The following is a 24,853-nucleotide window of genomic DNA, read 5'->3' on the forward strand; positions in this document are numbered from 1 at the left end:
AAGCATCGGCGCGTCCAGCGAGCGATTGAGTGTCTCAGATGGGCGGCGCTCGGCGCATGCTTCTATGTCGGCGTCACCTTGCTGTTGTAGCGCTGCGTACCGCGGGATCCGGTGCCGTACCGACACCAACCGCGTAGTGTCGTGCGTCGTGAGCAAGAGGACCGAGATCATCGGACGGTGGACGGCGACGCTGCCGGGTGACGTCACCGCGCACATCGCAGTCGCGGCGAACGACGGCCAGCACGCGCTCATCTACAACGACGCGGGCGACTGGGACGCATTGGCCTTCGCTTACGACGAGGAGTCGGCTCGTCGCATCGCGAAGCTCATCGCCCATCTCGTCGCGATGCCCGAACACCTGCGGATCGGCGGCGACACGATCCTGTCGGATGCCGATGCCGACCATCCCGGAGTCGAATGGATCGCTCCGACCGAAGTCGTGGACGATCCCGACCCGGCAGTCCGGCTCACCGGTCCGGGAACTCGCCGACTGTGGGTGCTCCCCAGCACCGACGGTGACGTGTTCGGGCTGCTCGATCCGGACGAGGAGCCCCGCGACATCGCCGAGTTCGTCTCGGCGCCTGCCGCCGACGCGTTCATTGCCTTCCTCGACGCGCTGCTCGGCGACCGCGCCTACGGCGAGAAGTAGCGTCGCCGTTCAAGGTTCCCCGGAATCAGCGGATCGGGGCCCGCCGCTCGACAATTCACCAGAATCGGGGAACCTTGAACGGCGACGCTAGCTCGTGACGTCCGGCCCGACGGTCACGAAGTCGATCAGCTCTTCCACACTCCGCAGGAGCGGCACCTCGAGATCGCGGAAGTTCTTGACCCCGGCCAGCACTCGGCGCCAACCGTCTCGCGGTTCGCCCCATCCCAGCTCGTTGCAGATGCCCGTCTTCCAGTCCGTGCCACGCGGGATCGTCGGCCAGGCGGAAATGCCTACCGAGGCGGGTTTCACCGCCTCCCAGACGTCGATGTACGGGTGACCGCACACGAGGACGTTCTCGCCGACCTCCCTCGTGAGCCTGGCCTCCTTCGACCCGGCGACGAGGTGATCGACGAGCACACCTGCGCGGCGGTGCGGCGCAGGCTCGAACTCCGCCAATGCGTCGTCCAGATTGTCGAGTCCGTCGAGGCTGACCACCACCACGCCTTCGGCTCGCAGATCGTCGCCCCACACGCGCTCGACAAGCGTCGCGTCGTGCACGCCTTCCACGAAGATCCGGCTGGCACGCGCCGTCCTGGCCCGCTGCTTCGGGAGAGCCCGCGACCCGGATGCGGTCTGAATGGTCTCCGGCGCGTTGGGCCCGCGTCCCCTCGGACGGACCAGCGTGACGGCTTTGCCGTCGATCAGGAAAGCGGCCGGATACATGTGGAACACCCGTGTCCGACCATGCCGGTCCTCGAGCCGGACCATGTCGCCCGCGTAGCTCTTCTCCAGGCCGACGACGGCGCCACAGAACCCGGTTCCGGCGTCCTCGACGACCAGATCACGCTCAGCAGCCACCTCGGGCGCCTTCGGCTTGGTCTTCCGCGGGGAGGCCAACACGTCGCGGCCGTATCGATCGTCCATCACGATCGCCCACACTAGTCTGTCGGCTTCTCGCGGACCGACGCGTACCGTGGATGGGCGATGACCACTTCCTCGATCTCCACCATGCGCGCATGGCCCGTCTCGGCACTCGCCGTGTGGGCTGCGGCGCGCGATGCCAGCCGCTGCGCTCCCGACGACGTCCTGCACACTCTCCACGATTACGCACAGGCGCACGAGGTAGACGGACCGTCCGACGACGTGCACACCGGTGACGTCCTCGAACTGCTCGACCTCGTCGCAGCAAACGCTCACGTCGCCGTCCGGATGCCTGCCGCGGGCGACGCTCAGGGTCTCCCTCCGGGGACTGTGATGGACTCTGCGATGACAACGCGCGAGGTACTGCTCATCGACGACCGACCGGCCGGATCCGACGGCCCGACACTCGCGCTGGGCCTGATCGCACGCGGTACGCCCGAGCGCTGCAGGTGGGAGCTGAACAGGCTCACGACGGCCGTCGCAGTGGATCGGCTGTCGTCCGATCTGCCGCTCGGCGAACTCGAGTACAACCTGCGCGAGGCGGTCGGCGAAGCAGCGCAGATCATCGCCGGACTGTCGGGCGCACGTCCAAGTACCCCGGCCGACCTTCGCGACGCCCTCGCCGCCATGACCGAAGCCCGACGACTGGACCTCCCACCCCACGACAACCCACGTGTGGACCGTGTTCTGGCAGCGGCCGCTCAGATCGACGCGATCGTCCAGTTGGCGGGTGTCGGGGCACTCGGTGTCAGCGGCGCTCAGTCGACCGTCGCCGACGACCGACTCCGGCGCCTGACATCACTCACGCGCACGGCGCGCACCGCCGCGATCAACACGCTGATCACCGACTATCGGCGGTAGCCTTGCCGGGGCGACGGACCGGGACACAGCAGTCGGGTCGACACGCGGTGCCATTGTCCCCGCACCCGAGGACGGTGAGGTCTCCCCCGCCGTCGACGTACCGCTCAACCAGATCGGCGACGAGAGCGATGAAACGCGCGGAGGTACCGGCCGTCGGCACGCGGACATACTCCATGCCCAGCTCGGCAGCGACATCAGCCGCCTCCGAGTCCAGGTCCCACACAACTTCGAGGTGATCGGAGATGAAGCCGATCGGGCACACCACTACGCGAGTCACGCCGTCGTCGGACAGCGCGCGGAGGTGATCGCAGATGTCCGGCTCGAGCCAAGGAACCTGCGGCGGACCCGACCTCGATTGCCACACGACGTCGAAGTCGTCGGCACCGACCGCCTCCGCCACTGCCGCCGAAGCAGCGGCGACCTGACGCGAGTACAGATAGCCGCCGTCGGAGGCCGGACCGGCAGCTCGATCAGCCGACTCCGGGATCGAGTGAGCTGTGAACACCAGCCGTGGTGCCGGGCCGTCCTCGAAACCGCCGAACGCGGCTCGGACCGCGTCGGCCACGGCGCCTCGGAAGGCAGGCTCCTCCGCGAAGTGCGGGAGCTTGCGAAGGAGCAGATCCGACGACTCGGGAAGCGCCGCGGCGATGTCCTCGTGATACTGACGGCACCCGGAGTAGCCGCCCCAGGCGGAGGTCGGGAACACCAGGATCCGGCGGTGACCGTCGTCGACCATTGTCGACACAGTGTCTTCGACCAGCGGATGCCAGTTGCGGTTGCCGAAGTAGATCGGCAGGTCCGTGCGGCCGCGGCGGTCGAGTTCCGAGCCGAGCGCATCGATCATGTCGAGATTGAGCCGGTTGATCGGCGACACTCCGCCGAAGTGGAGGTAGTGCTCAACCACTTCGTCGAGCCGCTCGGGCGGCACGCCGCGACCGCGGGTCACGTTCTCCAGGAACGGTCGGACGTCCTCGGGCTTGTCGGGGCCGCCGAACGAGAGGAACAGCAGTGCGTCGAACGCACTGCCGTCCTTCGACGAGTCACTCACGTCAGCTGAGGAAGTCGTCCGGGAACCACGTGTTGTGGCTTGCGCCGCCGTCGACGTACACGATCGAACCGGTGGTGGCCGGCAGGAAGTCCGACAGCAGGGCGCACACGCTGGTGCCGACCACACCCGGATCGTCGACGTTCCAGCCGATGGGCGATGCGCCGTCCCAGTACTCGTTGAGCATGTTCAGCTTCTTCGCATCGTCGGTCGCGGTACCCGAGATCGCCTTGGCCGCAAGCGTCTTGATCGGGCCGGCGGCGACGAGGTTGGAGCGGACGCGCTTCGCCTCACCGACCTCGCGTGCCACGTACCGGTTGACCGACTCCAGTGCGGCCTTCGCCACGCCCATCCAGTTGTAGTCCGGCATCGCCGTGCGCGGGTCGAAGTCCATGCCGACGATGGATCCGCCCTCGTTCATCACGGGCAGTGCAGCCCGGGCGAGGGAGGCATAGCTCCACGCCGAGATCTCGAACGCGCGTGACACGTCGGGGCCCGGTCCTTCGAGGAACGGCACCGCATCGGGTCCCATCAGGGTCTTCGGAGCGAAGGCGATCGAGTGGACCACGCCGTCGATGCCTTGCGGTGCGAGCTCGCGGAGCTTGTCGGCGAGCGCACCGAGGCTCTCCTCATCGGTGACGTCGAGCGGAATCGCGGGCGGCACCTCCTGAGGCAGTCGCTTGGCGATGCGGTCGATCAGACGCAGACGCTCGGGGATGCCGGTGATGATCACCGTCGCGCCCTGCTCCTGCGCCACCTTGGCGGTGTGGAACGCGATGGACGCGTCCGTGATGATGCCGGTGACGAGAACTGTCTTGCCTGCGAGGATGCCGGTCACGTGATTGCTCCTAGTCCGAGGTGATGATGAGGGAAGGTGTTCAGTGGCCCATGCCCATGCCACCGTCAACGGGCAGCACGGCTCCGGTCACGTATCCGCCCTCGTCTGAGGCGAGGAAGCTGATCGCAGCGGCGACGTCCTCGGGCTTGCCGGTGCGGCCGAGCGGGATCGCCTGCTTCGCCATCTCGATGTACCGGTCCTCCATGCCCGCGGTCATATCGGTCTCGATGAAGCCGGGCGCAACGACATTCGCCGTGATGTTGCGCGAGCCGAGTTCACGGGCGATCGAACGGGCGAGGCCGATCAGGCCGGCCTTGGACGCGGCGTAGTTCGCCTGACCGGGGACTCCCGATGTCGCGACGACCGAACCGAGGAAGATCATCCGGCCGAACTTCGCTCGCTGCATTCCCTTGGTGGCGGCTTTCGCACAACGGAAAGCACCCGTCAGGTTCGCGTCGATCACCTTGATGAAGCTCTCCTCCGACAGACGCATGAGGAGCATGTTGTCGTCGATGCCCGCATTCGCGACGAGGACCTCGACCGGGCCCTGGTGTTCGGCGACCTCGGCGAACGCACGCTCGACGGAAGCGGTGTCGGTGACGTCGCACTGCACACCGAACAGCCCCTCCGGAGCGCCCGAACCGCGGTGGGTGACGGCCACCTTGTGTCCGTCTGCCGCGAGACGCTTGGCGACGGCCAGGCCGATGCCGCGGTTGCCGCCGGTGACGAGGACCGAACGCGAAGTCTGCTCGGGAATGATGGAGTCTGCCATGGTTGATCAACCTATCTCAGATGAGTACGTGACTGCGAAAGCAGTCACACAGCGGTGGGTCGGAGTGCGCTACGCGGTCAGGGCAACCGACGGTTGAGGAACAAGGCGGCCACCGAACCGAGGATCGCCAGGAGCGTTCCGGCGATCAGCCACGGACGGGAGTTGTCGCCGCGCTGACGTTCGTAGCCGATCTGTTTCTGCAGAGTCGCGTACACCTTGTTGAGTTCGTCGAGACTCGACGCAGTGAAGAAGTCGCCACCCGACAGGTTCGCGATGGTCCGGAGCGACTCGTCGTCGACGGGCACGTCGACGGTGTCGACTCCGCCGTTCGGTCCCTCGATCTCGACGGTGCCGTGCATCGTGCCGAAGGAGATCGTCGACACCGGCACGCCCTTCTCCTTGGCCTTGCGCGCCGCTGTGAAGCCTCCGCGCGGGTCGTCCGGGTCGTCTGGCACGGTCTGTTTGCCGTCCGACAGCAGAACGATCCGCGCCGGAGGCGCCGCCGAATCGCCGCCGAGGGCGGCATTCAACGTCTGAATCAGCTGCAGCCCCGCGAAGATGCCTTCGCCGGTGGCCGTCTTCTCGGCGAGCTTCAGATTGTCGAGGGCCTTCTTCGTCGCATCGTGATCGGGCGTCGGCGACACAAGCGTCGACGCGGTGCCTGCGAATGCGACCAGTCCGAGGTTGATGCCGTCGGTCAGGTCGTCGGCGAATCGTTTGCCTGCGGCCTGTGCTGCCTGCAATCGACTGGGCGCGACGTCAGTCGACTTCATCGACTGCGATACGTCGACCACCAGCACGACGGTCGCGCGATTGCGGGCGACGTCACGTTCGGCGATCGGCCCGGCCATAGCGATCGTCAACAACAGAAGCCCGACGGCGAGGATCGCGAACGGCACATGCCGAAAACGGTCCGTCTTCCCGGGCGCGACGGACTTGAGGACGTCGAGATTCGCGAACCGGAACGAACGAGCCTTCCGACGCCGCAGCACGAAGACGTACGCCGCGATCAGAGCGACGACGAGCAGGATCGACGCCAGCCACCACGGGTGGGCGAAGAGATCGTTCATCGGGCGACCCCGGCCGCCATGCCCCGGCGGCGCTCGCCGACGAACCTCACCGTGTCCGACAGCCAGTCGCGGTCGGTCCGCAACGACAGCACCGGGCCGCCGCTGCTGCGGAACGCACGCTGCACCCGGCCACGATGCTCCGCGGCCGCCGCCGAGTAGTCCGCGCGCAGACGCGGCGTCGCATCGACGTCGAGCATCTCGCCCGACTCGGCGTCACGCAGCGTCAGCTGCCCGACGTCGGGAAGCTCCACATCGCGCGGATCGAGCACTTCCACGCCGAGCAGTTCGTGGTGCGCGCCGATCGCGCGGAGCGAACGGTCCCAGTCGATCGGGCCGAGGAAGTCGCTGACGACCACCGCGAGTCCCCGACGTCGCATCGGACGTCGAAGCGCCTCCAAGCCCGCGTCGAGGTCGCCTCGAACGCCGGGGTTGCTGCGGTGAGTGGTCGCCACAGCCTTCAGGAGCGCGCGGTCGTGCGCGCGGCCGGAACGTGCGGGCAGGCGGACGATGTCGTCACCCGTCACGATGATCGCGCCGTGGCGGTTGCCGCCGCCCGCGGTCAGGTGGACGATCGCAGCGCATGCCGCGACGGCGAGGTCACGCTTGGTCCGCGTGCCCGACCCGAAGTCGAGACTGGCGGACGCGTCGACGACGAACCAGGTCTCGAGCTCTCGATCGGCGATCATCTGACGCACGTGTGGCGTCGATGTTCGCGCGGTCACGGACCACTCCATGCGACGGATGTCGTCGCCGGGTTGGTAGGGCCTGGCCTCCCCCGGCTCCGAGCCGGGACCTGGGATCAAACCGAGGTGCTCGCCCTGCAGCACGCCGTCCAACTTGCGCCGGACGGTCAGCTCGAGTGACTTGAGTGCCGCGGTGAGCGCTGGATCGCTGAGGGTCCCGTCGTGGAACGACGGCAGGCCGCTATCGGCCGACATGGCCCTGCTGATCCGGCCCCTGCTGCTGGACCTGCGGCGCCTGCACCTGTGCGGTCGGGGCCTGGCTGATCGGGACCTGCTGCACGGCGACCGGTGCGGGCTGCACCGGCTGACCGGGCTGCGGCACCGGCGTCGCCGAGACCTGCGGCAGACCGATGGTCTGCAGAATCCGGGTGATGATCTGCTCGGCGGACACCTCGTCGGCCAGCGCGTCGTAACTCAGCACCAGACGATGCCGGAGGACGTCCGGGATCACCTCGACGACGTCCTGCGGGATCACGTAGTCGCGACCGTTGATGAGCGCGAGGGCACGAGCCGCAGCGACGATGCCGAGGGTGGCACGTGGCGACGCGCCATAGGCGAGCCACTGCTCGACATCGCTCAAGCCGACCTCGGCCGGGCGGCGAGTGGCGTTGATGACCCGCACCACGTAGTCGACAAGCGCATGGTGGACGAACACGTTGGCGGCCTTGCGCTGGAGGAGCAGGGTCGTCTCCGGGTCGAGGACCGGCGACGCCGACGGCGGCTGGTTGCCCATCCGGTAGACGATCTCGCGCTCCTCCTCGACCGAGGGGTAGTCGACGATCACCTTGAACAGGAAACGGTCGCGCTGCGCTTCCGGCAGCGGGTACACGCCCTCGTTCTCGATCGGGTTCTGCGTCGCCATGACGAGGAAGGGCTCGGGCATCGGGTAGGTGGTGCCGCCGATCGAGACGTGGCGCTCGGCCATGACTTCCAGAAGTGCCGACTGGACCTTGGCCGGTGCACGGTTGATCTCGTCGGCGAGCAGGAAGTTCGCGACGACCGGACCGAGCTCGGTGTCGAACTCCTCACGGCCCTGGCGGTAGATGCGCGTGCCGATGAGGTCGGTGGGGACCAGGTCTGGCGTGAACTGGACGCGCGAGAAGCTACCGCCGACAACTGTCGCGAAGGTCTCGACGGCGAGCGTCTTCGCGACACCCGGCACACCTTCGAGGAGGATGTGCCCCTTGGCGAGGAGCCCGACGAGGATCCGTTCGACGAGTTTGTCCTGGCCGACGATCACCCGCTTGACCTCGTACATCGCACGTTCGAGGACCTTGGTGTCCTCGGCGGTGAGAGCCAGATCCGGACTGTCCGTTGAAGTCAAGGGTGTTACTCCTGAAGATCGTCGCGTGCGTACTCACACCACAGTAGAGGATCGCCGAACCCGGACGGCGATGGCGCGTCAGAGGAGACGGACGACCATCGGCATCGCGCCTGCGGTGCGGACCGGGGAGATCTTGACGACGTCGCCGGACTGCGGGGCTTCGATCATCGTGCCGTCACCGAGGATGAGCGCGACGTGAGCACTGGCGTTCGGCCCGAAGAAGATCATGTCGCCGCGCCGCATCTCCGACAGCGGCACCTGGGGACCCGATGTGTACTGGTAGCCCGTGTAGTGCGGAAGGTCGATGCCGACACCGGCGAAGCCGTAGATCATCAGACCCGAGCAGTCGAAGCCGACCTTCTGGTAGTCGCCGTAGCTGTCGGCGACTCCGCCGTCACGGATACCGAGCGTCGGGCCGTTGGCGTCGCCGCCGCCCCAGGCGTACGTGACACCGAGCTGTGACTTCATGCGGTTGATGACGAGCTCGATGGCCGGTGCGCCCTTGAGTCCGGGGTTGACCGGTCCGGGAGCACCCGGGGTGGCGCCGTTGCCGCTGAACAGGCTGCCCAACGAGCCGTTGCCGAGGCGGGTGAACGTGTTGTTGTCGCCTTCGGCGAATGGACTGGTGCCGCCGATGCCGAGTTCGTCGAGCAGTTTCGAATGTGGGATCTGCTGCTGCCCGATGAGGCTCGCGAGCAGCGCCTGACCGGTGTCTGCCGCCAGCTTCGCTGCGGCCTGCGCAGCCTGTGCGAGGGCGTCGTCGCCTGCGACCGGCCGACCCGGGATCGTCTTGATGGCCTTGTCGACGCCGTCGGCGACGATGTCCGGCAATGTGGCGCCGGACGTGGGCGCATCGACGCTGCGCTTCGGGACGCCCTTGAGCTTGGCGAGCCGGGTTGCGAGGTCGTCGCGCTGACGCAACAGCGTGGAGCGTTTGGCCTGCTGATCCTTCACTGCACCCGTCGCAGCCTTGTACGCGTCGACCGCTGTGGTCCGTCGGGCGGCGGCGTCTTGGGCTGCCGCGTCGGCCTGCAGCTTCGTCGCCTCCGTCGCGGCGACCCGGTTGGCCTGTTGGTTCCGCGCCACTTGAAGTCTGCGGATCACACCCTGCTGCTGGCGCGACACCTGATCGACGGCAGTCATCTGGTCGAGGATCTTCTGCGGATCGTCGGACGCGACGTACTTGGTCATCGCGCCTTCGTTGTTGCCCTGGCGGTACACCGAGCGGATGAACTTGTCGAAGTCGCGCTGGGCTTCTTCGACGAGAGAGCCCACCTTGTCGAGCGATGCCTTTGCTCCGCGATTGGCGGAGACCGCGACCTGCTGGGCGGCCACCGCGTTCTGGAAGTCCACCAGGGCGCGGTTCACGTTCTCCTGTTTGACGGCGACAGCACCCGCCAGGTCGGACAGTGTCTGGTCTACGTCGGCGATCTCGTTGATCAGTGATGCGATCGGGTTCGACTTGTTGGGTTCGGCGATGGCCGGACCGGCGACGAGCAGGCTCGTCAGTGCCAGTGCGCCCACCGTGAAGCCGCGCGCCGTCCATCGCGTGCTCGTATCAGCTCGCATGTACCGTGATCTCCCTCAACATCCGTCCCCCGCACACCATAAGTGTCTCCTGCACCGTACGTCACAGGAGTCTCGCGGGAAACTGGTGTCACGGAATTACAAAGGCGTGATTACCTGCGGAAATGCGAGTGAGCAGCACGAAAGACGACCACATTCGATGTCGTCACAGTTGAGTAACGGACCCGGCGACCGGGTGTCAGCCGAACAGATGCCTCAAGTCGGACAGATCAAGTCGCGGGAGTCGCGTCGTTGTCCACGTCGGTTCCGTCGGCTGCGGGCTTCGGCCCTGTTCCGTCGTCGACGGAGGCGCGGCCACGCACACGCGCGATGACGGCTCCGATCACCACGACGACGATCAGCGCGATGGTCACCAGCGTCCAGTTGACGTTCGGATCGACGGCCTTCTCATAGATCTCACGCGCCGCCTGCGGCGCGCTCGCCCCGGCGTGCACCTCGGACGTGCCGTCCTCGAGCTCGACGCGGGAGAAGTCGGTGGATGCCGTGCCCATCCCACCCGGACCGAACACCAGAACCGTGCCGCCGGTGGTCTGCTGCAATTCCTGCGCGATGTCGCGGTAGACGGTGAAGGGCGAGAAGTGCTGGTCGGTGACGAGGACGAACAGGTCGTGCCCGTCGGCCTTCGCCTCTTTCACGAGCGCGGTCAGTTCGCCGGACTGATCGTCGGGGGCGGACACGCCAGTCGCGGTCAATTGTTTGATGATCGCGGGCATGTCGAGGCTCGACCATTTGTCAGCGGGACGTCCGCCGACCGGATCGGGGGACGCTACTGTGAACACGACCGGTTCCGGGCTCATGGTCTTGCGTCCTCTCGTGGCGTGAGCGATATCGGCTCGAAGAATACGTCAGGACTCCCCCGTGTCCGACGCTCAGGTGAACTCGGCGCGTCGAGTACACCGTTCTGCACGAACCAGTACGGCCGTACTGCTAGGATGGAGGCGTGGCGACGCGGGCCGGCCCGTCCGCAGGTCGCGACACTTCACAAACTTCCGTCGACGCAGCCCGTCGGCGGCCAGCAGAGATCAGAGTGGAGCACACGTGAGTATCAATTCGTTCGGCGCCCGCGGCACCCTCGAGGTCGGTGAGAACTCGTACGAGATCTTCCGCCTCAACGCCGTGCCCGGCACCGAGAAGCTGCCCTATGCACTGAAGGTCCTCGCCGAGAACCTCCTGCGCACCGAAGACGGCGCCAACATCACCAGCGAGCACGTGAACGCCCTCGCGAACTGGGACCCGTCGGCCGACCCGAGCATCGAGATCCAGTTCACCCCCGCGCGTGTCCTCATGCAGGACTTCACCGGTGTGCCCTGTGTGGTCGACCTCGCCACCATGCGTGAGGCCGTCGCCGCTCTCGGCGGCGACCCGAACAAGGTCAACCCGCTGTCGCCCGCCGAGATGGTCATCGACCACTCGGTGATCCTCGACGTGTTCGGCACCGCGGACGCCTTCGAGCGCAACGTGGAGCTCGAGTACCAGCGCAACGGTGAGCGCTACCAGTTCCTCCGCTGGGGCCAGGGCGCGTTCGACGACTTCAAGGTCGTCCCCCCGGGCACCGGCATCGTCCACCAGGTCAACATCGAGTACCTCGCGCGCTCGATCATGGTGCGCAACGGTCAGGCGTACCCCGACACCTGTGTCGGCACCGACTCGCACACCACCATGGAGAACGGTCTCGGCGTCCTCGGATGGGGCGTCGGCGGCATCGAGGCCGAGGCAGCGATGCTCGGCCAGCCGGTCTCCATGCTGATCCCCCGTGTCGTCGGCTTCAAGCTGACCGGTGAGATCAAGCCGGGTGTGACGGCGACCGACGTCGTCCTGACGGTCACCGACATGCTTCGTCAGCACGGTGTCGTCGGCAAGTTCGTCGAGTTCTACGGCAAGGGCGTCGCCGAGGTGCCGCTGGCCAACCGCGCCACCCTGGGCAACATGAGCCCCGAGTTCGGTTCGACCTGTGCGATCTTCCCGATCGACGGTGAGACCATCAACTACCTGCGCCTGACCGGTCGCGACGACGAGCAGCTGGCTCTCGTCGAGGCCTACGCCAAGGAACAGGGCATGTGGCACGACGTCGACAACGAAGCTCAGTACTCCGAGTACCTCGAGCTGGACCTCGGCACCGTGGTCCCGTCGATCGCGGGCCCGAAGCGCCCGCAGGACCGGATCCTGCTGAGCGAGTCGAAGGTCGCGTTCCGCAAGGACATCCACAACTACGTGGAAGAGGGCAACACCCCGGCCCACACGCAGCTCGACGAGGCCGTCGAAGAGTCGTTCCCGGCGTCCGACCCGGCCGCGCTCTCCTTCGCCGACGACGGTGCAGTGAACGTCCAGTCGGCCGCCAACGGCTCCGAGGGCCGTCCGAGCAAGCCGATCAAGGTCACCACCGCCGATCGCGGCGAGTTCGTGCTCGACCACGGCGCCGTCGCGGTCGCCGGCATCACCTCGTGCACCAACACCTCTAACCCGTCGGTCATGATCGGCGCAGGCCTCCTCGCCCGCAACGCGGTCGAGAAGGGCCTCGTCTCCAAGCCGTGGGTCAAGACCAACATGGCTCCCGGCTCGCAGGTCGTCACCGACTACTACGAGAAGGCAGGCCTCTGGCCGTACCTGGAGAAGCTCGGCTTCCACCTCGGCGGTTACGGTTGCACCACGTGCATCGGCAACACCGGCCCGCTGCCGGAGGAGATCAGCGCCGCTGTCAACGACAACGACCTGACCGTCACCGCCGTCCTCTCGGGCAACCGCAACTTCGAGGGCCGCATCTCCCCCGACGTCAAGATGAACTACCTGGCCTCGCCGCCGCTGGTCATCGCGTACGCCCTCGCCGGCACCATGGACTTCGACTTCGAGTCGCAGGCCCTCGGCCAGGACACCGACGGCAACGACGTCTTCCTGAAGGACATCTGGCCGTCCGCCCAGGAGATCGACGACACCATCAAGTCGGCGATCAACCAGGACATGTTCCGCAAGTCGTACCAGGACGTGTTCGCCGGTGACGAGCGTTGGCAGGGTCTGAGCACTCCCGAGGGCGACACCTTCGCGTGGGACGAGAAGTCGACGTACGTCCGCAAGGCGCCGTACTTCGACGGCATGACGCTCGAGACCACTCCGGTCAGCGACATCAAGGGCGCCCGCGTCCTCGCCCTGCTCGGCGACTCGGTCACCACCGACCACATCAGCCCGGCAGGCCCGATCAAGCCCGGCACCCCCGCTGCGCAGTACCTCGACGCCAACGGTGTGGCCCGCAAGGACTACAACTCGCTCGGCAGCCGTCGTGGCAACCACGAGGTGATGATCCGCGGAACGTTCGCGAACATCCGTCTGCAGAACCAGCTGCTCGACGGCGTCTCGGGCGGCTACACCCGCGACTTCACGCAGGAGGGCGGCCCGCAGTCGTTCATCTACGACGCGTCGGTCAACTACAAGGAAGCCGGCATCCCGCTGGTCGTCCTCGGTGGCAAGGAGTACGGCTCGGGCAGCTCGCGTGACTGGGCCGCCAAGGGCACCGTCCTGCTGGGTGTGAAGGTCGTCATCACCGAATCGTTCGAGCGCATCCACCGCTCGAACCTCATCGGCATGGGTGTCGTCCCGCTGCAGTTCCCGGCGGGCGAGTCGGCGAAGACCCTCGGCCTCGACGGCACAGAGACCTTCGACTTCGTCGGCATCGAGAAGCTGAATGAGGGCGTCACCCCGAAGACCGTTCAGGTCACCGCGACCAAGGAGAACGGCGAGAAGGTCGAGTTCGACGCGGTCGTCCGCATCGACACGCCCGGTGAAGCCGACTACTACCGCAACGGCGGCATCCTGCAGTACGTCCTGCGGAACATGATCAAGAGCTGATCAATGCCACGGGTCAGCGATGACCGGCTCGCCGCGCGTCGTCGGGAGATTCTCGACGGCGCGCGGCACTGTTTCGCGCAGTACGGCTACGAAGGCGCCACCGTGAAGCGGATGGAGGAGACCACCGGTTTGTCCCGTGGAGCCATCTTCCACCACTTCAAAGACAAGGAGGCGTTGTTCCTCGCGCTCGCGAGGGAGGACGCCGACCGGATGGCCGACGTCGCGGCACGACAGGGCCTGGTCCAAGTGATGCGTGACATTCTCGCGCGCCCCAAGGACTTCGACTGGCTGAGCACCCGACTGGAGATCGTCCGCAAGATTCGGAGCGATCCCGGTTTCCGGAAGGCGTGGGAGTCTCAGGCGGCCGACCGCGAAGCGGCGACACTCGCGCGTCTGGAGCGCAAACGCCAGGCGGGCAGTCTCCGCAACGATGTGGAACCCGAAGTCCTCGTCACCTACCTCGACGTGATCCTCGACGGCATCGTCACGAGACTCGCATCGGGGCAGTCCACGGACGACCTGCATGCGGTCTTGGACCTCGTCGAAGCGTCGGTGCGCAAACCGGCCGTCTGACGCCGGTACGACGTCTGCCACCGATCGTGACCAGTATGTGGTCACGATCGGCGGCAGTGTCGTTTGCGGGGTCAGACGTCCGACGTCGTCGCTCCCGGTTTCGCGGCGAGCAGGCCACCGAGGACGCCGTATCCGAGGACGACCTGCGAGATCATGACGACGGTCCCGACGGTTCCGAAAGCCATCGCCGGGATGCCCCACACGAACCAGCTCTGGGCGAACAGCGTCTGCCACCGCAGGGCGCCCTGCCAGCGGCCGACGATCGCGACACGGGCCCCGATGATCACCATGCCCAGCATGGACAGCGGCCAGCAGGCGTCGAACACCGCCCAGACGACCGTGCCTTCGATCAGCGCGAAGCCGTCGAGCACGGTCGAGACCATGGCTCCCGCCATCAGCACGTATTCGACGCGGAAGCCGATTGTGGCCACGGTGCCCGACGAGCCCGGGCGGGTCATGGCGCGTGCTCGTTCCTCCACGCGCAGCAATCCGACGACCGCCGATTGGAAGGCGAGGGCGGTGACGCCGCCCAGCAGAGTGCGCCACCCGAAGTCGACGACGTCGCCGTACAGGACGATCACCACCGCCCAGATCGGGGCGCTCACAGCGAGTGCGATGCCCACGGCTCGCACCGTCGGGAGCGCGACGGTCTCCCGCGGAGCGGTGTCGAGACGTTCGGCCTGTTCTGATCCAGGAATTGCGATGGGGTCGCCGATCGATGTCATGGGGTGATTCCTTCGGTCCTGGCGCCGGGGAGCGCCGTGTCGATTGAGTGTCGACAGGATGCACCGGGACGATTGGAATCAGCTTGAACCCGCGGCTCAATCGAGGGCGACGGCCCCCGCGATCAGTGCGGTGACAGCTCCGCGGTCGGCGTGGAGACCTTCCTCGAGACCGTGTTCGTACACGTCAGAGGCGATGCCGTCGCGAATCTCCGCGCCGTACCTGGCGAGGTCGATCGGATCCATGCGTTCCGGGTCGTAGCCGGTCAGATCCGTCCGACGACGGACTACACCCGTCAATCGGGCAGCTGTCTCCGGGTCGTCCGACCGGTAGGCGACGTACGCAAGCGTCGCGACTCCGACCATCCACGACGTGAGATCGTAGGAACGCTCGCAGGCTTCGACCATCCGTCCGAGCAGCGGCCTGGACCCGATCAGGTCGTCCCCTGCGATCCGGCTCTTCGCGAGGATCCAACATGCCGATGCGAGGAGCCAGTCGTAGCCGTTCACGTCGGCGATCCGGATGGCCTCACCCAGGTGGATCTCTGCGGAGTCGAGATCAACGGATCTCAAACCCGCCGTGCCGACGGCGAGTTCGAGTTCCCCGCGCGCCTCGCTGTCGCCGTCGGCGCCTACATGACGCCGAGACACGGCCGCGAACTGTGCGGACTCGGCGATCGCACCGGCTCCGGCGAAGAAGAACGCGAGCATCGTCGCGGCCTCGGCAGCGGCGCCACGATCGGCCGGATCGATCGGATCGTCACCGATCTCCACAAGGAGAGCTTGCAGTCGCTGCAGGGAGTCGAAGATCGTTTCGCCGTCACCCGCGAGGTACGCGACGAGGTTGCGGCCGGAGAGGACGCGGACTCGCCGCTCAACCGGCGCCGACGCTGCAGCATCGCTCACCACGGGCGCCAGCAGACGGCTTCCTTCGTCGATGAGTCCACGACGGAACCAGAACCAGTGAAGGTCGCCGACGATCTGCAGATAGGTGGTGAGGTCGGTCTCGACGCAATTCGCCAGAGCAGCGCGCATGTTCGGGAGTTCCGCCTCGATCCGGCGCATCCAGGTGATGCAGTCAGGTCCGCGCAGTCCGGGATACGCCGCCGCGGCGACCGCCTCAGCCCACCCGATGTGCGCCGCCACCAGGTCGGCGCGGCGCTCCGGTGACCATTCTCCGATCGCATACTCGCGCAACACCTCGAGCACCTGATATCGGCGCGGATCCCCACCGACGACCGCGACCAGTGACGCGTCGACGAGAGCAGCGAGATCCGGCAGAACGTCCGCCCCACGCTTCGACACGGCGCCCGCGGCGTCGAAGTCGAAACCTCCTTCGAAGATCGCGAGGTCCTGCATAAGGGATCGCTGCGACGAGGTCAGTGCGGCGTACGAGGCGTCGATCACCATCCGCATGCTCAGGTGTCGGCCGACGGACCGCGCCGACCGGGCTTCGAGCAACGCGAAGCGGTCGTCCAGACGATCGAGGAGCTGACGCACAGACAGGACGCTCGTGTGTGCGGCCGCCAGTTCCAGTGCAAGGGGAAGATTGTCCAACGCTGCACACAGTCGCCGGACGTCGTCTCGGTCGACGTCGCGCACCGGTTCTGCACTGCGTTCGCAGAACAGGTCGGTGCCGTCGGCCAGCGGACTCAGCGGGTGGATCCACTCGCCGTCGGCGCCGAGCGCAACTCGGCTCGTGGTCAGGATTCTCAGGTCGGGGCACGCCCTGAGCAACCTCTCGGCGACGTCGGCGACGGCGCCCGCGAGATGCTCGCAGTTGTCGAGGACCACGAGGCAGCTGCGGTCGCGCAGCATCGTGCCGACCATGTCGACTCCACCTTGCGCCGTGAGGCCGAGAACGTTGACCATCGCGTCGCTGATCCCGACAGCATCGTGCACACCCGCGAGTTCGACGAACCACGCGCCGTCGCGGTGTCCGGACACCCCTGCCACCCGCTGAGCGACGCGCGTCTTGCCGACTCCCCCCGGCCCGGTGACCGACACCATCCGGTGTTCCTCGATGAGACCGGAGACCACCGCGACCTCGGCGTCACGCCCGATCAACGTTGTCAGTTCGGCCGGCACATATCGCGTTCTCCGGGTCGGCGCGACGACAACGGGCCTCGGCAGGAGGTCGGGATCGTGGCGCAGCATCGCCTCGTACAGATTCGTCAGGCCGGGTCCCGGTTCGGCCCCGAGTTGGTCTGCGAGCACAGTGCGGGCGCGCCGCAGACTCGCCATCGCAGCAGCTTGGCGACCCGCGCGGTACTCCGCGAGCGCCAACAGTTCCCATCCGCGTTCGACCAGCGGTGACTGCTCGACGACTGCCAGGAGGCCGGCTGCGGCGTCGTCGTGCTCGCCGAGATCAGACAGCACTTCGAGCCGATCGAGGACCACTGCGTCACGCTTGGCGTGCAGACCGGCCGACGCGACCTGCGCGAAATCCCATTCGATGACGTCGGCGTATGCGGGACCTCGCCACAAGGCGAGCGCGTCGTCGAACCGGACGAGTGCGGTACGCCGGTCGAGTTGGTCGGCTGCCGCCCGCGCGGCCGTCACGACATCGTCGAATCGTCGGCTGTCGACGGTCACCGAGTCTCTCGGGATCGCGTACCCCACACCGTTGCGCACAAGGACACTCGGCTGTGCCCTGCCGTGTGCGGGCTCCAGCACGCGGCGGAGCGTCGAGACGTAACCGTGCAACGTGGAGACGGCCGATCTCGGCGGGGCGCTGCGCCACAGCTCGATGAGGGTCGTCTCCGGGACAGTCTCCCCCGCCGCTGTGATCAGCCTGCACAGCAGTGCGCGGGGCAGCGGACCGCCGGTGGATACGACCTCACCGTCCACTCGCACGCGAAGCGGTCCGAGCACATCGACGTCAATCTCCACGCGTACCAGGATAATTCTCGTGACCTGGTCGATCCACCGGTCCACTGCGACTCGTGGCGCAGTCGGCGATCAGCGACGCGACACCGGCGCGGTTGAGCGTTCGTCCGGTGTCGATACCCCGCCCGAGTGTGTCGGCGGCGATGGTCGATCTCATGTCCGTGACGAACTCCGCCATGTCGATAGGGTCGAGCCGCTCGGGAAAGAACCCCGACTCATCACTGCGCCGGGCCGTCACCCCGAGGAGCAGTGCGGCCCGCTCGTGATAGCCCTCCACGAACTCGACGTACGCGAGGGTGACGACGCCGACCATCCACGACGTCAGGTCCGCCCTGCGCTCGCAGATCGCGATCATCGTGGTCAACAGGCGACGTGACTCGGCGGTGTCGCCGGTCGTCCGAATCGTGTGCTTGGCCGTCAGCCACAGCGCGGACGCGTGCAGCCAGTCGAATCCGTGCTCCTGCGCGGTGGACCTCATCGCTTCCAGGTGCCGCCCGACCGCGGCTGCGTCGCCGATGCGGGACGCGGCGCCGGCGAAGGCGATCTCGGTCTCGGCAGCCGTCCACGCGAGGCCTTCCGCCATCGCGAATCCTCGGGCCCGCACCGCCCATTCGCGTGTCTCGTCCGGAGTCCCCATGCCTGCCGCCATGAACGCCAACATCGCAGCCGACTCGGCCGCGGCGCGCCGAGCTTGTCCCGGTGCTGGATCGGGCCCCAGCCGGTGAGCGATCACCCGAAGGCGATCCCCGCAACCGGCGATGACGTCGACGTCCCCGGCCAGGTAGGCAAGCAGCGCTCGACCGACCACGCATCGGACCAGGTCGGAATCCGACACCGACGAGACCGATTCGGTCAACACGGGATCAAGGAGCCTGCTGCCTTCGTCGATCCTTCCCTTGCGGTACCAGATCCAGTACAGGCCACCGACGATCCGCGCATACTCGGCCGAGTCGACCGGCGATGCGTCGTCGAGAGCCGCGCGGATGTTCGGCATCTCGGCGTCGACACGCGTCATCCACGCGACCGAATGGGGACCGCGGAGTCCGTCGAAGGCGTCGGCGGCGATCGCGACGGCCCACCGTCTGCGGCGATCCACCAAGTCGGTTCGTCGCGCGGCGTCCAGATGCCCGGACGCGAACGTGCGGACCGTGTCGAGCAGCCGATACCGACGGGGATCTCCCCCGACCACCGTGACGAGTGACTCGTCCACCAGACCCGCGAGGTCGTCGACCAGCCCGAAATCGCGACCGGTGACGGCGGCGACCGCATCGACGTCGAAGCTCCCCACGAACACCGACAGGTCGATCAGCAACGACCGACGCGATTCGCGCAGCGCTTGAAACGAGTCGTCGATCACTGTGATCAAACTCGTTCGCCTCGAACGCCGTTCGCTGTCGTGTGGCCCGAGCACTGCGAGATTGTCTCCGATGCTGGTCAGAACTTGCCGAACGGACAGGATCCTCGTGCGCGCCGCGGCCAGTTCGATGGCGAGCGGAAGGTGGTCGACTGCCTCGCACAGACGCCGCACGTCGTCCAGGTCTTCCGGACCCACAGCTTGAGGGCTCCGCGCCAGAAACAGTTCGGTGCCGTCCGACGGTGGCGCGAGTGCGTACCTCCGCTCTCCCGGAACGCCCAACGCGGTGCGGCTGGTCACCAGGATCGACACCTGCGGGCACGCCTGAAGGATCTGGTGCGCCGTGTCGGCGATGGTGTCGACGAGGTGCTCACAGTTGTCGAAGACGAGCAGGCAGGACCGGTAGCCGAGGTGTTCGACAACGGCGCCCACACCGCCGGCGGTCGTGATCCCCAGGACGGACACCAGCGCGTCAGCAACGCCCGCGGCATCGCGGACACGATCGAACTCGACGAACCAGGGACCATCCGCGTCGGCTCTCGTCGAGGCGACTCGCTGTGCGATGCGCGTCTTCCCCACCCCGCCGGGTCCGGTGATCGTGACCGCCCGGCTGGTCGCCATCATGGCGGCGAGGTCGGCGAGTTCCTTTTCCCGGCCGATGAACGACGTCAGCTCTGCGGGCACGTTGCGGGTTCGCCGGACGGGTGACGACGGGGTCGACAGCGTCGGCATCAGCGTCGGCGGGGCCGATGAGAGTTCGGCGACGACGTCGGCGACACCGCCGAGGAGTCCGAGGTCCACCGATCCGGTCGACCGCGTCACCCAGTCGGCAAGAAGGTCGCGCGCCTCCGACATGGACGGGCGTGATTCGACGTCCCGGGTCATGAGTCGGACGACAACCTGCGTCAGATCCGTGTCTGCGGTCATCGGGCGAAGCTCGGTGTTCGCGATCTGGAAAAGCGTCGCGATGACGTTGTCGTCGTCGCCGTGCGGCGGTCGCCCCTCGATCATCGTGTACAGCGCGGCGCCCAAAGAGTACACATCGGACGCCGTCGTCGCTTCAGCGCCGCGGGCCACCTCGGGCGCGAAGTAGGCGGGCGTGCCCGTGACGATTCCGCTCCGCGTGATCGACGGGTCCCCCGCCGATCGAGCTATTCCGAAATCGGCGACCTTCACCGTCCCGTGCCCGCTCGACCCCGTCGAGATCAGGATGTTCCCTGGCTTCACGTCGCGGTGGACGACGCCCCGACGATGCGCCTCGGCGAGCGCACCGGCGACATCCGCCGCGATCCGTGCCGCCTCTGCGGGCGACATCGTTCCGCTGCGGCGGAGGACGTCGGCCACGCTGACGGACGGGAAGTACTCCATCACGAGCCACGGATCATCGGCGACCAGCACGTCGAACATCGCCACCGCGTGCGGGTGGGTGAGCCGGGCCGCTGCTCTGGCCTCACGAATCGCCCTGCGCCTGCGGGTCGATCCCTGGTCGGTGTCGGCACCGACGGTCAGGATGCGTTTGGCCGCCACGTCACGGTCGAGGAGCTCGTCACGCGCGAGCCAGACCTCCCCCATGCCGCCGCGGCCGATCCGCTCCACCAGGCGATACCGGTCGCCGACGAGCTGGGACGGCGCAGGCTCGGTCGGTTCGGTCATTCGCTGATCGTAGGCGAGGGAGCAGGCGGCTCGAACGAAGGCACGTCGAACGACCGAGCGCTCGGTTACTGTCGGATTCACCCCCACTATGAGGAGCGTCACGTGTATCCAGGCAGCTACGTCACGACCACCCCCGACAAGCCTGCGGTGATCCGCCCGAGTACCGGTGAGACTGTCACGTATGCACAGCTGACCGACAATTCCACGCGGATCGCCAACCATCTCCGCGATCTCGGGTTGCAAGTCGGCGACACCGTCGCTGTGGTGACCGACAACGATCTGCGGGTGTTCGACGTGTACTGGGCCGCGATCCGCAGCGGGTTCTACGTCACGGTTGTCAACCATCACCTGACGGCGCCGGAGGTGAACTACATCCTCGACGACTGTGACGCGAAGATCGTGTTCGCGTCGGCGAACGTGGCAGACGCCGTCGCGCTCGCGCATGAGATCGATGTGCTGTCCACGCCCGAACGGCGGGTCGCCTGGGGCGGATCCATCACCGGCTTCATGGACTACGACGAGGTTCTCGCCGTGTCATCGGCCGAACCACTCGTCGACCAGCCGCGCGGCGCGGACATGCTGTACTCATCCGGCACCACCGGTCGCCCCAAGGGCATCAAGCCGAACCTTCCCGGCACTCAAGTCGACGCATCCTTCGATCTGATCTCGCAGGTCTTCGGACCGGTGTACGGATTCGGAACCGAGACGGTGTACCTCTCGCCCGCCCCGGTGTACCACGCCGCACCGCTGCGGTACTGCGCGATGGTGAATGCACTCGGCGGCACGGTCATCCTGATGGACCGCTTCGAGCCCGAAGCGTCTCTGGCCCTCATCCAGGAGTACCGGGTGACGCACAGCCAGTGGGTGCCGACCATGTTCGTGCGCATGCTCAAGCTTCCCGAGGAGGTCCGTGCCTCCTACGACGTGTCGAGCCTGCAGGTCGCGATCCACGCGGCGGCACCGTGCCCGGCCGAGGTGAAGAAGGCGATGATCGCCTGGTGGGGTCCGATCATCAACGAGTACTACGCGGCCACCGAGGCCGCCGGTGTCACGTTGATCGGGTCGCAGGACGCTCTCGAGCGCCCGGGTTCGGTCGGCCGCGGTGTTCTCGGCGTGATCCACGTCTGCGGTGACGACGGCGCCGACCTGCCGACGGGCGAGGTGGGCACGGTCTACTTCGAACGGGAGGAGATGCCGTTCGCCTACCACAACGATCCTGCGAAGACTGCCGCCGCACAACACCCCGACCATCCCAACTGGGCCACGACCGGCGATCTCGGTTACGTCGATGAGGACGGGTTCCTCTATCTCACGGATCGGAAGGCGTTCATGATCATCTCCGGCGGTGTCAACATCTATCCGCAGGAGGCCGAGAACGTCCTGATCAACCATCCCGCGGTGTACGACGTCGGCGTGATCGGACTTCCCGACGACGACCTCGGCGAGGTCGCCGCAGGGTTCGTCCAGCTCATGGACGGTGTCGCACCGTCTGACGAACTCGCTCAGGAGCTCACGGATTTCGCAAGGGCAGAACTCGCCGCGTTCAAGGTGCCGCGCAGCATCGCCTTCATCGACGAACTACCGAGGACGCCCACGGGCAAGCTCGTGAAGGGCGACCTGCGCAAGCGTGTGCTCGGCGTCTGACGTCGTGCGCCGGGCCGTTCGGAAATCGTGGACAGCTGTCCAGAACTCTGTACACTGCGGCCCATGACCAACCCCACGACCGCCGTGATCGGCGCGGGCATCAGCGGACTGACCTCGTCCAAGATGCTCACCGATTACGGCGTTCCACACACGGTGTTCGAGTCGTCCGACCGGATCGGCGGCAACTGGGCGTTCGGCAATCCCAACGGGCATTCGAGCGCATACCGATCCCTGCACATCGACACGTCGAAGCATCAGCTGTCGTTCCGCGACTTCCCGATGCCCGACTCCTACCCGGACTTTCCGCACCACACACAGATCAAGCAGTACTTGGACGACTACGCGTCGGCATTCGGGCTTCACTCGACGATCGAGTTCGAGAACGGAGTCACCCACGCCGCACGACTGCCCGACGGCGGATGGGAACTGACCACTCAGCGAGGGCAGACTCGCCGGTTCGATCTCCTCGTCGTGGCCAACGGCCACCACTGGGATCCACGGTGGCCCGACTTCCCCGGTTCATTCGACGGCATCGAGATGCACGCCCACCAGTACATCGACCCGAGCACGCCGCACGACTTCGCCGGGAAGAAGATCATCGTCGTCGGCCTGGGGAACAGCGCTGCCGACATCGCAGTGGAGCTCTCCTCGAAGGCCCTCGACACCGAGCTGTACCTGTCCACCAGATCCGGCGCGTGGATCGTCCCCAAGTACGTCGCAGGGCAGCCCGCCGACAAGTTCTACAAGACCAATCCCTACATCCCCACGGCCTGGCAGCGAAAGATCGCGCAGTTGGGGCAGCCGCTGATGTCCGGTCGACCGGAGAATCTGGGTCTGCCGACTCCCAATCACAAATTCTTCGAGGCACACCCCACCCAATCGGTGGAACTCCCGTTGAGGTTGGGATCGGGTGATGTGATCCCGAAGCCGAACATCGAACGGCTCGACGGCACCAGTGTGCACTTCGCGGACGGGACCAGCGTCGACGACGTCGACATCCTCGTCTACGCGACCGGATACAACATCACGTTCCCGTTCTTCGACACCGAGTTCATCAGTGCTCCCGACAATCGGATCGACCTGTACAAGCGCATGTTGTATCCAGGGATCGATGATCTGGTCTTCGTCGGCTTCGCACAGGCCACGCCGACTCTGTTCCCCTTCGTGGAGGCGCAGGCGAGGCTCGTCGGCGCGTACGCCGTCGGCAGGTATCGTCCCCCGTCGCCCGGCGAGATGCGGCGGGTGATCGAAGAGGACACGCGAAAGTACACAGGGCACATGCTCGACCGTCCGCGTCACACCCAGCAATTGGACTACTTCCTGTACGAGCACGACATGCGAGTGAAGGAATTGCCCGCAGGCGCCCGCCGAGCGGCACAGGACGGCCCCGTCGCATGGGCCGACGCTCAGCGAGGAGCCGCATCGTGACCGATCCGACGCAGGTCTGGTTCGATTCGTCCGGCACACGGTGCTCGGGCTGGTTCTTCCCCGTCGAGGGCACAACGCCGGAGCCGGTCATCGTGATGGCGCACGGACTCGGCGGCACCGTCGACGCCGGCCTGGTGCCCTTCGCTCGGCGTTTCGCGGACAACGGCTATCCGGTGTTCGCATTCGACTACCGAGGTTTCGGCGAATCCGAGGGCTCCCCTCGGCAGAAGGTGTCGCTGAGCGGGCAGGTCGACGACTACCGCGCGGCCTCCCGGGCGGCCGCGGAACTGCCGGGTGTGGATCCGTCACGGATCGTCCTGTGGGGCGTCTCCCTGGCGGGTGGACACGTCCTGCAGGCCGCTGTCGGTCGGGATGACGTCGGCGCGGTGTTGGCGGTCGTCCCGATGGTGAGCGGCATGGCGGCGGCGCGCCACGCACTGCCGTTGCACTCGCCTGGAACGTTGGCGCGGTCGACTGCCACCGGCGTGATCAGCAGTGTGCGGCAGCGCTTCGGCGGCGAACCCTCGACGATTCCCCTCGTCGGTCCGCCCGGTTCACTCGCCGCACTCACCGTCGACGGATACCAGGAGGCGTACGAGGCGATCGCCGGTCCGAGTTGGCGCAACGAGGTCGACGCGTCGATCGGTTCGGAACTCGGACGGTACCGCGCCCACAAGTCGGCGTCGTCCGTTCGTGCGCCGATGCTCGTTCAGATAGCCGATTTCGACAAGGCCGCCCCACCGCACGCCGCAGCGAAGGCCGCGTTCGCCGGAAAAGCACAGGTCCGGCACTATCCGTGCGACCACTTCGACGTCTTCGCCGGGCGCGACTGGTTCGAGGCGACCATCACCCATCAGCTCGACTTCTTGGCCGCCACATTTCACTGAGCCATCGTTATCCTCCTGTGATGTAGTACGTTCAGACGACGGGATTGTGGGAGCAC

At 66.8% G+C, this 24,853-nt stretch carries 19 protein-coding genes; 7 read left to right on the forward strand and 12 right to left on the reverse strand.

Annotation, left to right across the window (positions count from 1 at the left end):
- The first annotated feature begins 148 nt into the window (after positions 1 to 148).
- Positions 149 to 649 (forward strand): hypothetical protein, encoded by a 501-nt coding sequence (locus GM1_RS07720; protein WP_223291370.1) that lies wholly within the window; start codon positions 149 to 151, stop codon positions 647 to 649.
- Between the two features lie 87 nt (positions 650 to 736).
- On the opposite strand, the gene GM1_RS07725 is transcribed toward GM1_RS07720, so the two are convergent.
- Entirely contained in the window at positions 737 to 1,573 is an 837-nt protein-coding gene (locus GM1_RS07725; protein ID WP_008377820.1) for a DUF3097 domain-containing protein, read from the reverse strand.
- Positions 1,574 to 1,633: 60 nt separating this feature from the next.
- Between GM1_RS07725 and GM1_RS07730 the strand changes: the two genes are divergently transcribed.
- Positions 1,634 to 2,431: an Rv1486c family protein gene (locus tag GM1_RS07730; RefSeq protein WP_008377821.1), complete on the forward strand. Its 798-nt coding sequence runs from the start codon at positions 1,634 to 1,636 to the stop codon at positions 2,429 to 2,431.
- On the opposite strand, the gene GM1_RS07735 is transcribed toward GM1_RS07730, so the two are convergent.
- The 8 genes from GM1_RS07735 to GM1_RS07770 form a co-directional block, all read right to left on the reverse strand.
- On the reverse strand, positions 2,412 to 3,479 hold the full coding sequence (locus tag GM1_RS07735; protein WP_008377822.1) for a ferrochelatase: 1,068 nt from the start codon (positions 3,477 to 3,479) through the stop codon (positions 2,412 to 2,414). The genes GM1_RS07730 and GM1_RS07735 overlap by 20 nt on opposite strands.
- Before the next feature lies 1 nt (position 3,480).
- A complete protein-coding gene (inhA, locus tag GM1_RS07740; protein ID WP_008377823.1) occupies positions 3,481 to 4,314 on the reverse strand; it encodes an NADH-dependent enoyl-ACP reductase InhA in 834 nt (277 codons plus the stop codon).
- 40 nt (positions 4,315 to 4,354) lie between these two features.
- Positions 4,355 to 5,086: a 3-oxoacyl-ACP reductase FabG1 gene (gene fabG1 / locus GM1_RS07745; RefSeq protein WP_008377824.1), complete on the reverse strand. Its 732-nt coding sequence runs from the start codon at positions 5,084 to 5,086 to the stop codon at positions 4,355 to 4,357.
- Between the two features lie 77 nt (positions 5,087 to 5,163).
- Positions 5,164 to 6,156 carry a VWA domain-containing protein gene (locus tag GM1_RS07750; RefSeq protein WP_008377825.1) on the reverse strand — a complete coding sequence of 331 codons (993 nt, stop codon included), beginning with the start codon at positions 6,154 to 6,156 and terminating at the stop codon, positions 5,164 to 5,166.
- Positions 6,153 to 7,094, reverse strand: coding sequence for a DUF58 domain-containing protein (locus GM1_RS07755; protein WP_008377826.1), 942 nt, complete (start codon positions 7,092 to 7,094; stop codon positions 6,153 to 6,155). Before GM1_RS07755 ends, GM1_RS07750 begins: the two co-directional genes overlap by 4 nt.
- Entirely contained in the window at positions 7,081 to 8,157 is a 1,077-nt protein-coding gene (locus GM1_RS07760) for an AAA family ATPase (RefSeq protein ID WP_223291433.1), read from the reverse strand. The genes GM1_RS07755 and GM1_RS07760 overlap by 14 nt, the downstream gene beginning before the upstream one ends.
- A 144-nt stretch (positions 8,158 to 8,301) precedes the next feature.
- Positions 8,302 to 9,792: an NlpC/P60 family protein gene (locus tag GM1_RS07765; RefSeq protein WP_008377828.1), complete on the reverse strand. Its 1,491-nt coding sequence runs from the start codon at positions 9,790 to 9,792 to the stop codon at positions 8,302 to 8,304.
- A gap of 227 nt (positions 9,793 to 10,019) precedes the next feature.
- Complete coding sequence (locus tag GM1_RS07770) at positions 10,020 to 10,607, reverse strand: Rv1476 family membrane protein (protein WP_008377829.1); 588 nt, start codon at positions 10,605 to 10,607, stop codon at positions 10,020 to 10,022.
- 241 nt (positions 10,608 to 10,848) lie between these two features.
- Here GM1_RS07770 and acnA point away from each other — a divergent pair, with 241 nt between their 5' ends.
- Positions 10,849 to 13,647, forward strand: coding sequence for an aconitate hydratase AcnA (acnA, locus tag GM1_RS07775; protein WP_008377830.1), 2,799 nt, complete (start codon positions 10,849 to 10,851; stop codon positions 13,645 to 13,647).
- A 3-nt stretch (positions 13,648 to 13,650) separates the two neighbouring features.
- Positions 13,651 to 14,220 carry a TetR/AcrR family transcriptional regulator gene (locus GM1_RS07780; RefSeq protein ID WP_008377831.1) on the forward strand — a complete coding sequence of 190 codons (570 nt, stop codon included), beginning with the start codon at positions 13,651 to 13,653 and terminating at the stop codon, positions 14,218 to 14,220.
- A gap of 71 nt (positions 14,221 to 14,291) precedes the next feature.
- Here GM1_RS07780 and GM1_RS07785 read toward each other — a convergent pair whose 3' ends face one another.
- From GM1_RS07785 to GM1_RS07795, 3 genes are all read right to left on the reverse strand, one after another.
- Positions 14,292 to 14,945: a hypothetical protein gene (locus GM1_RS07785; protein ID WP_008377832.1), complete on the reverse strand. Its 654-nt coding sequence runs from the start codon at positions 14,943 to 14,945 to the stop codon at positions 14,292 to 14,294.
- Between the two features lie 96 nt (positions 14,946 to 15,041).
- Positions 15,042 to 17,834: an AfsR/SARP family transcriptional regulator gene (locus GM1_RS07790; RefSeq protein WP_040519708.1), complete on the reverse strand. Its 2,793-nt coding sequence runs from the start codon at positions 17,832 to 17,834 to the stop codon at positions 15,042 to 15,044.
- Positions 17,824 to 20,838, reverse strand: a complete 3,015-nt coding sequence (locus GM1_RS07795; RefSeq protein WP_008377834.1) for a protein kinase domain-containing protein — start codon at positions 20,836 to 20,838, stop codon at positions 17,824 to 17,826. The genes GM1_RS07790 and GM1_RS07795 overlap by 11 nt, the downstream gene beginning before the upstream one ends.
- 102 nt (positions 20,839 to 20,940) lie before the next feature.
- Between GM1_RS07795 and GM1_RS07800 the strand changes: the two genes are divergently transcribed.
- The 3 genes from GM1_RS07800 (at position 20,941) to GM1_RS07810 (ending at position 24,797) form a co-directional block, all read left to right on the forward strand.
- On the forward strand, positions 20,941 to 22,482 hold the full coding sequence (locus GM1_RS07800) for an acyl-CoA synthetase (protein WP_008377835.1): 1,542 nt from the start codon (positions 20,941 to 20,943) through the stop codon (positions 22,480 to 22,482).
- A 63-nt stretch (positions 22,483 to 22,545) separates the two neighbouring features.
- Positions 22,546 to 23,910, forward strand: a complete 1,365-nt coding sequence (locus GM1_RS07805) for a flavin-containing monooxygenase (protein WP_008377836.1) — start codon at positions 22,546 to 22,548, stop codon at positions 23,908 to 23,910.
- Positions 23,907 to 24,797: an alpha/beta hydrolase gene (locus GM1_RS07810; RefSeq protein WP_008377837.1), complete on the forward strand. Its 891-nt coding sequence runs from the start codon at positions 23,907 to 23,909 to the stop codon at positions 24,795 to 24,797. The genes GM1_RS07805 and GM1_RS07810 overlap by 4 nt, the downstream gene beginning before the upstream one ends.
- The last annotated feature ends 56 nt before the right edge of the window (positions 24,798 to 24,853 follow it).

Origin of the sequence: Gordonia malaquae NBRC 108250, from assembly GCF_000344135.1 — a bacterium.
In the GTDB taxonomy this organism is placed as follows: domain Bacteria; phylum Actinomycetota; class Actinomycetes; order Mycobacteriales; family Mycobacteriaceae; genus Gordonia; species Gordonia malaquae.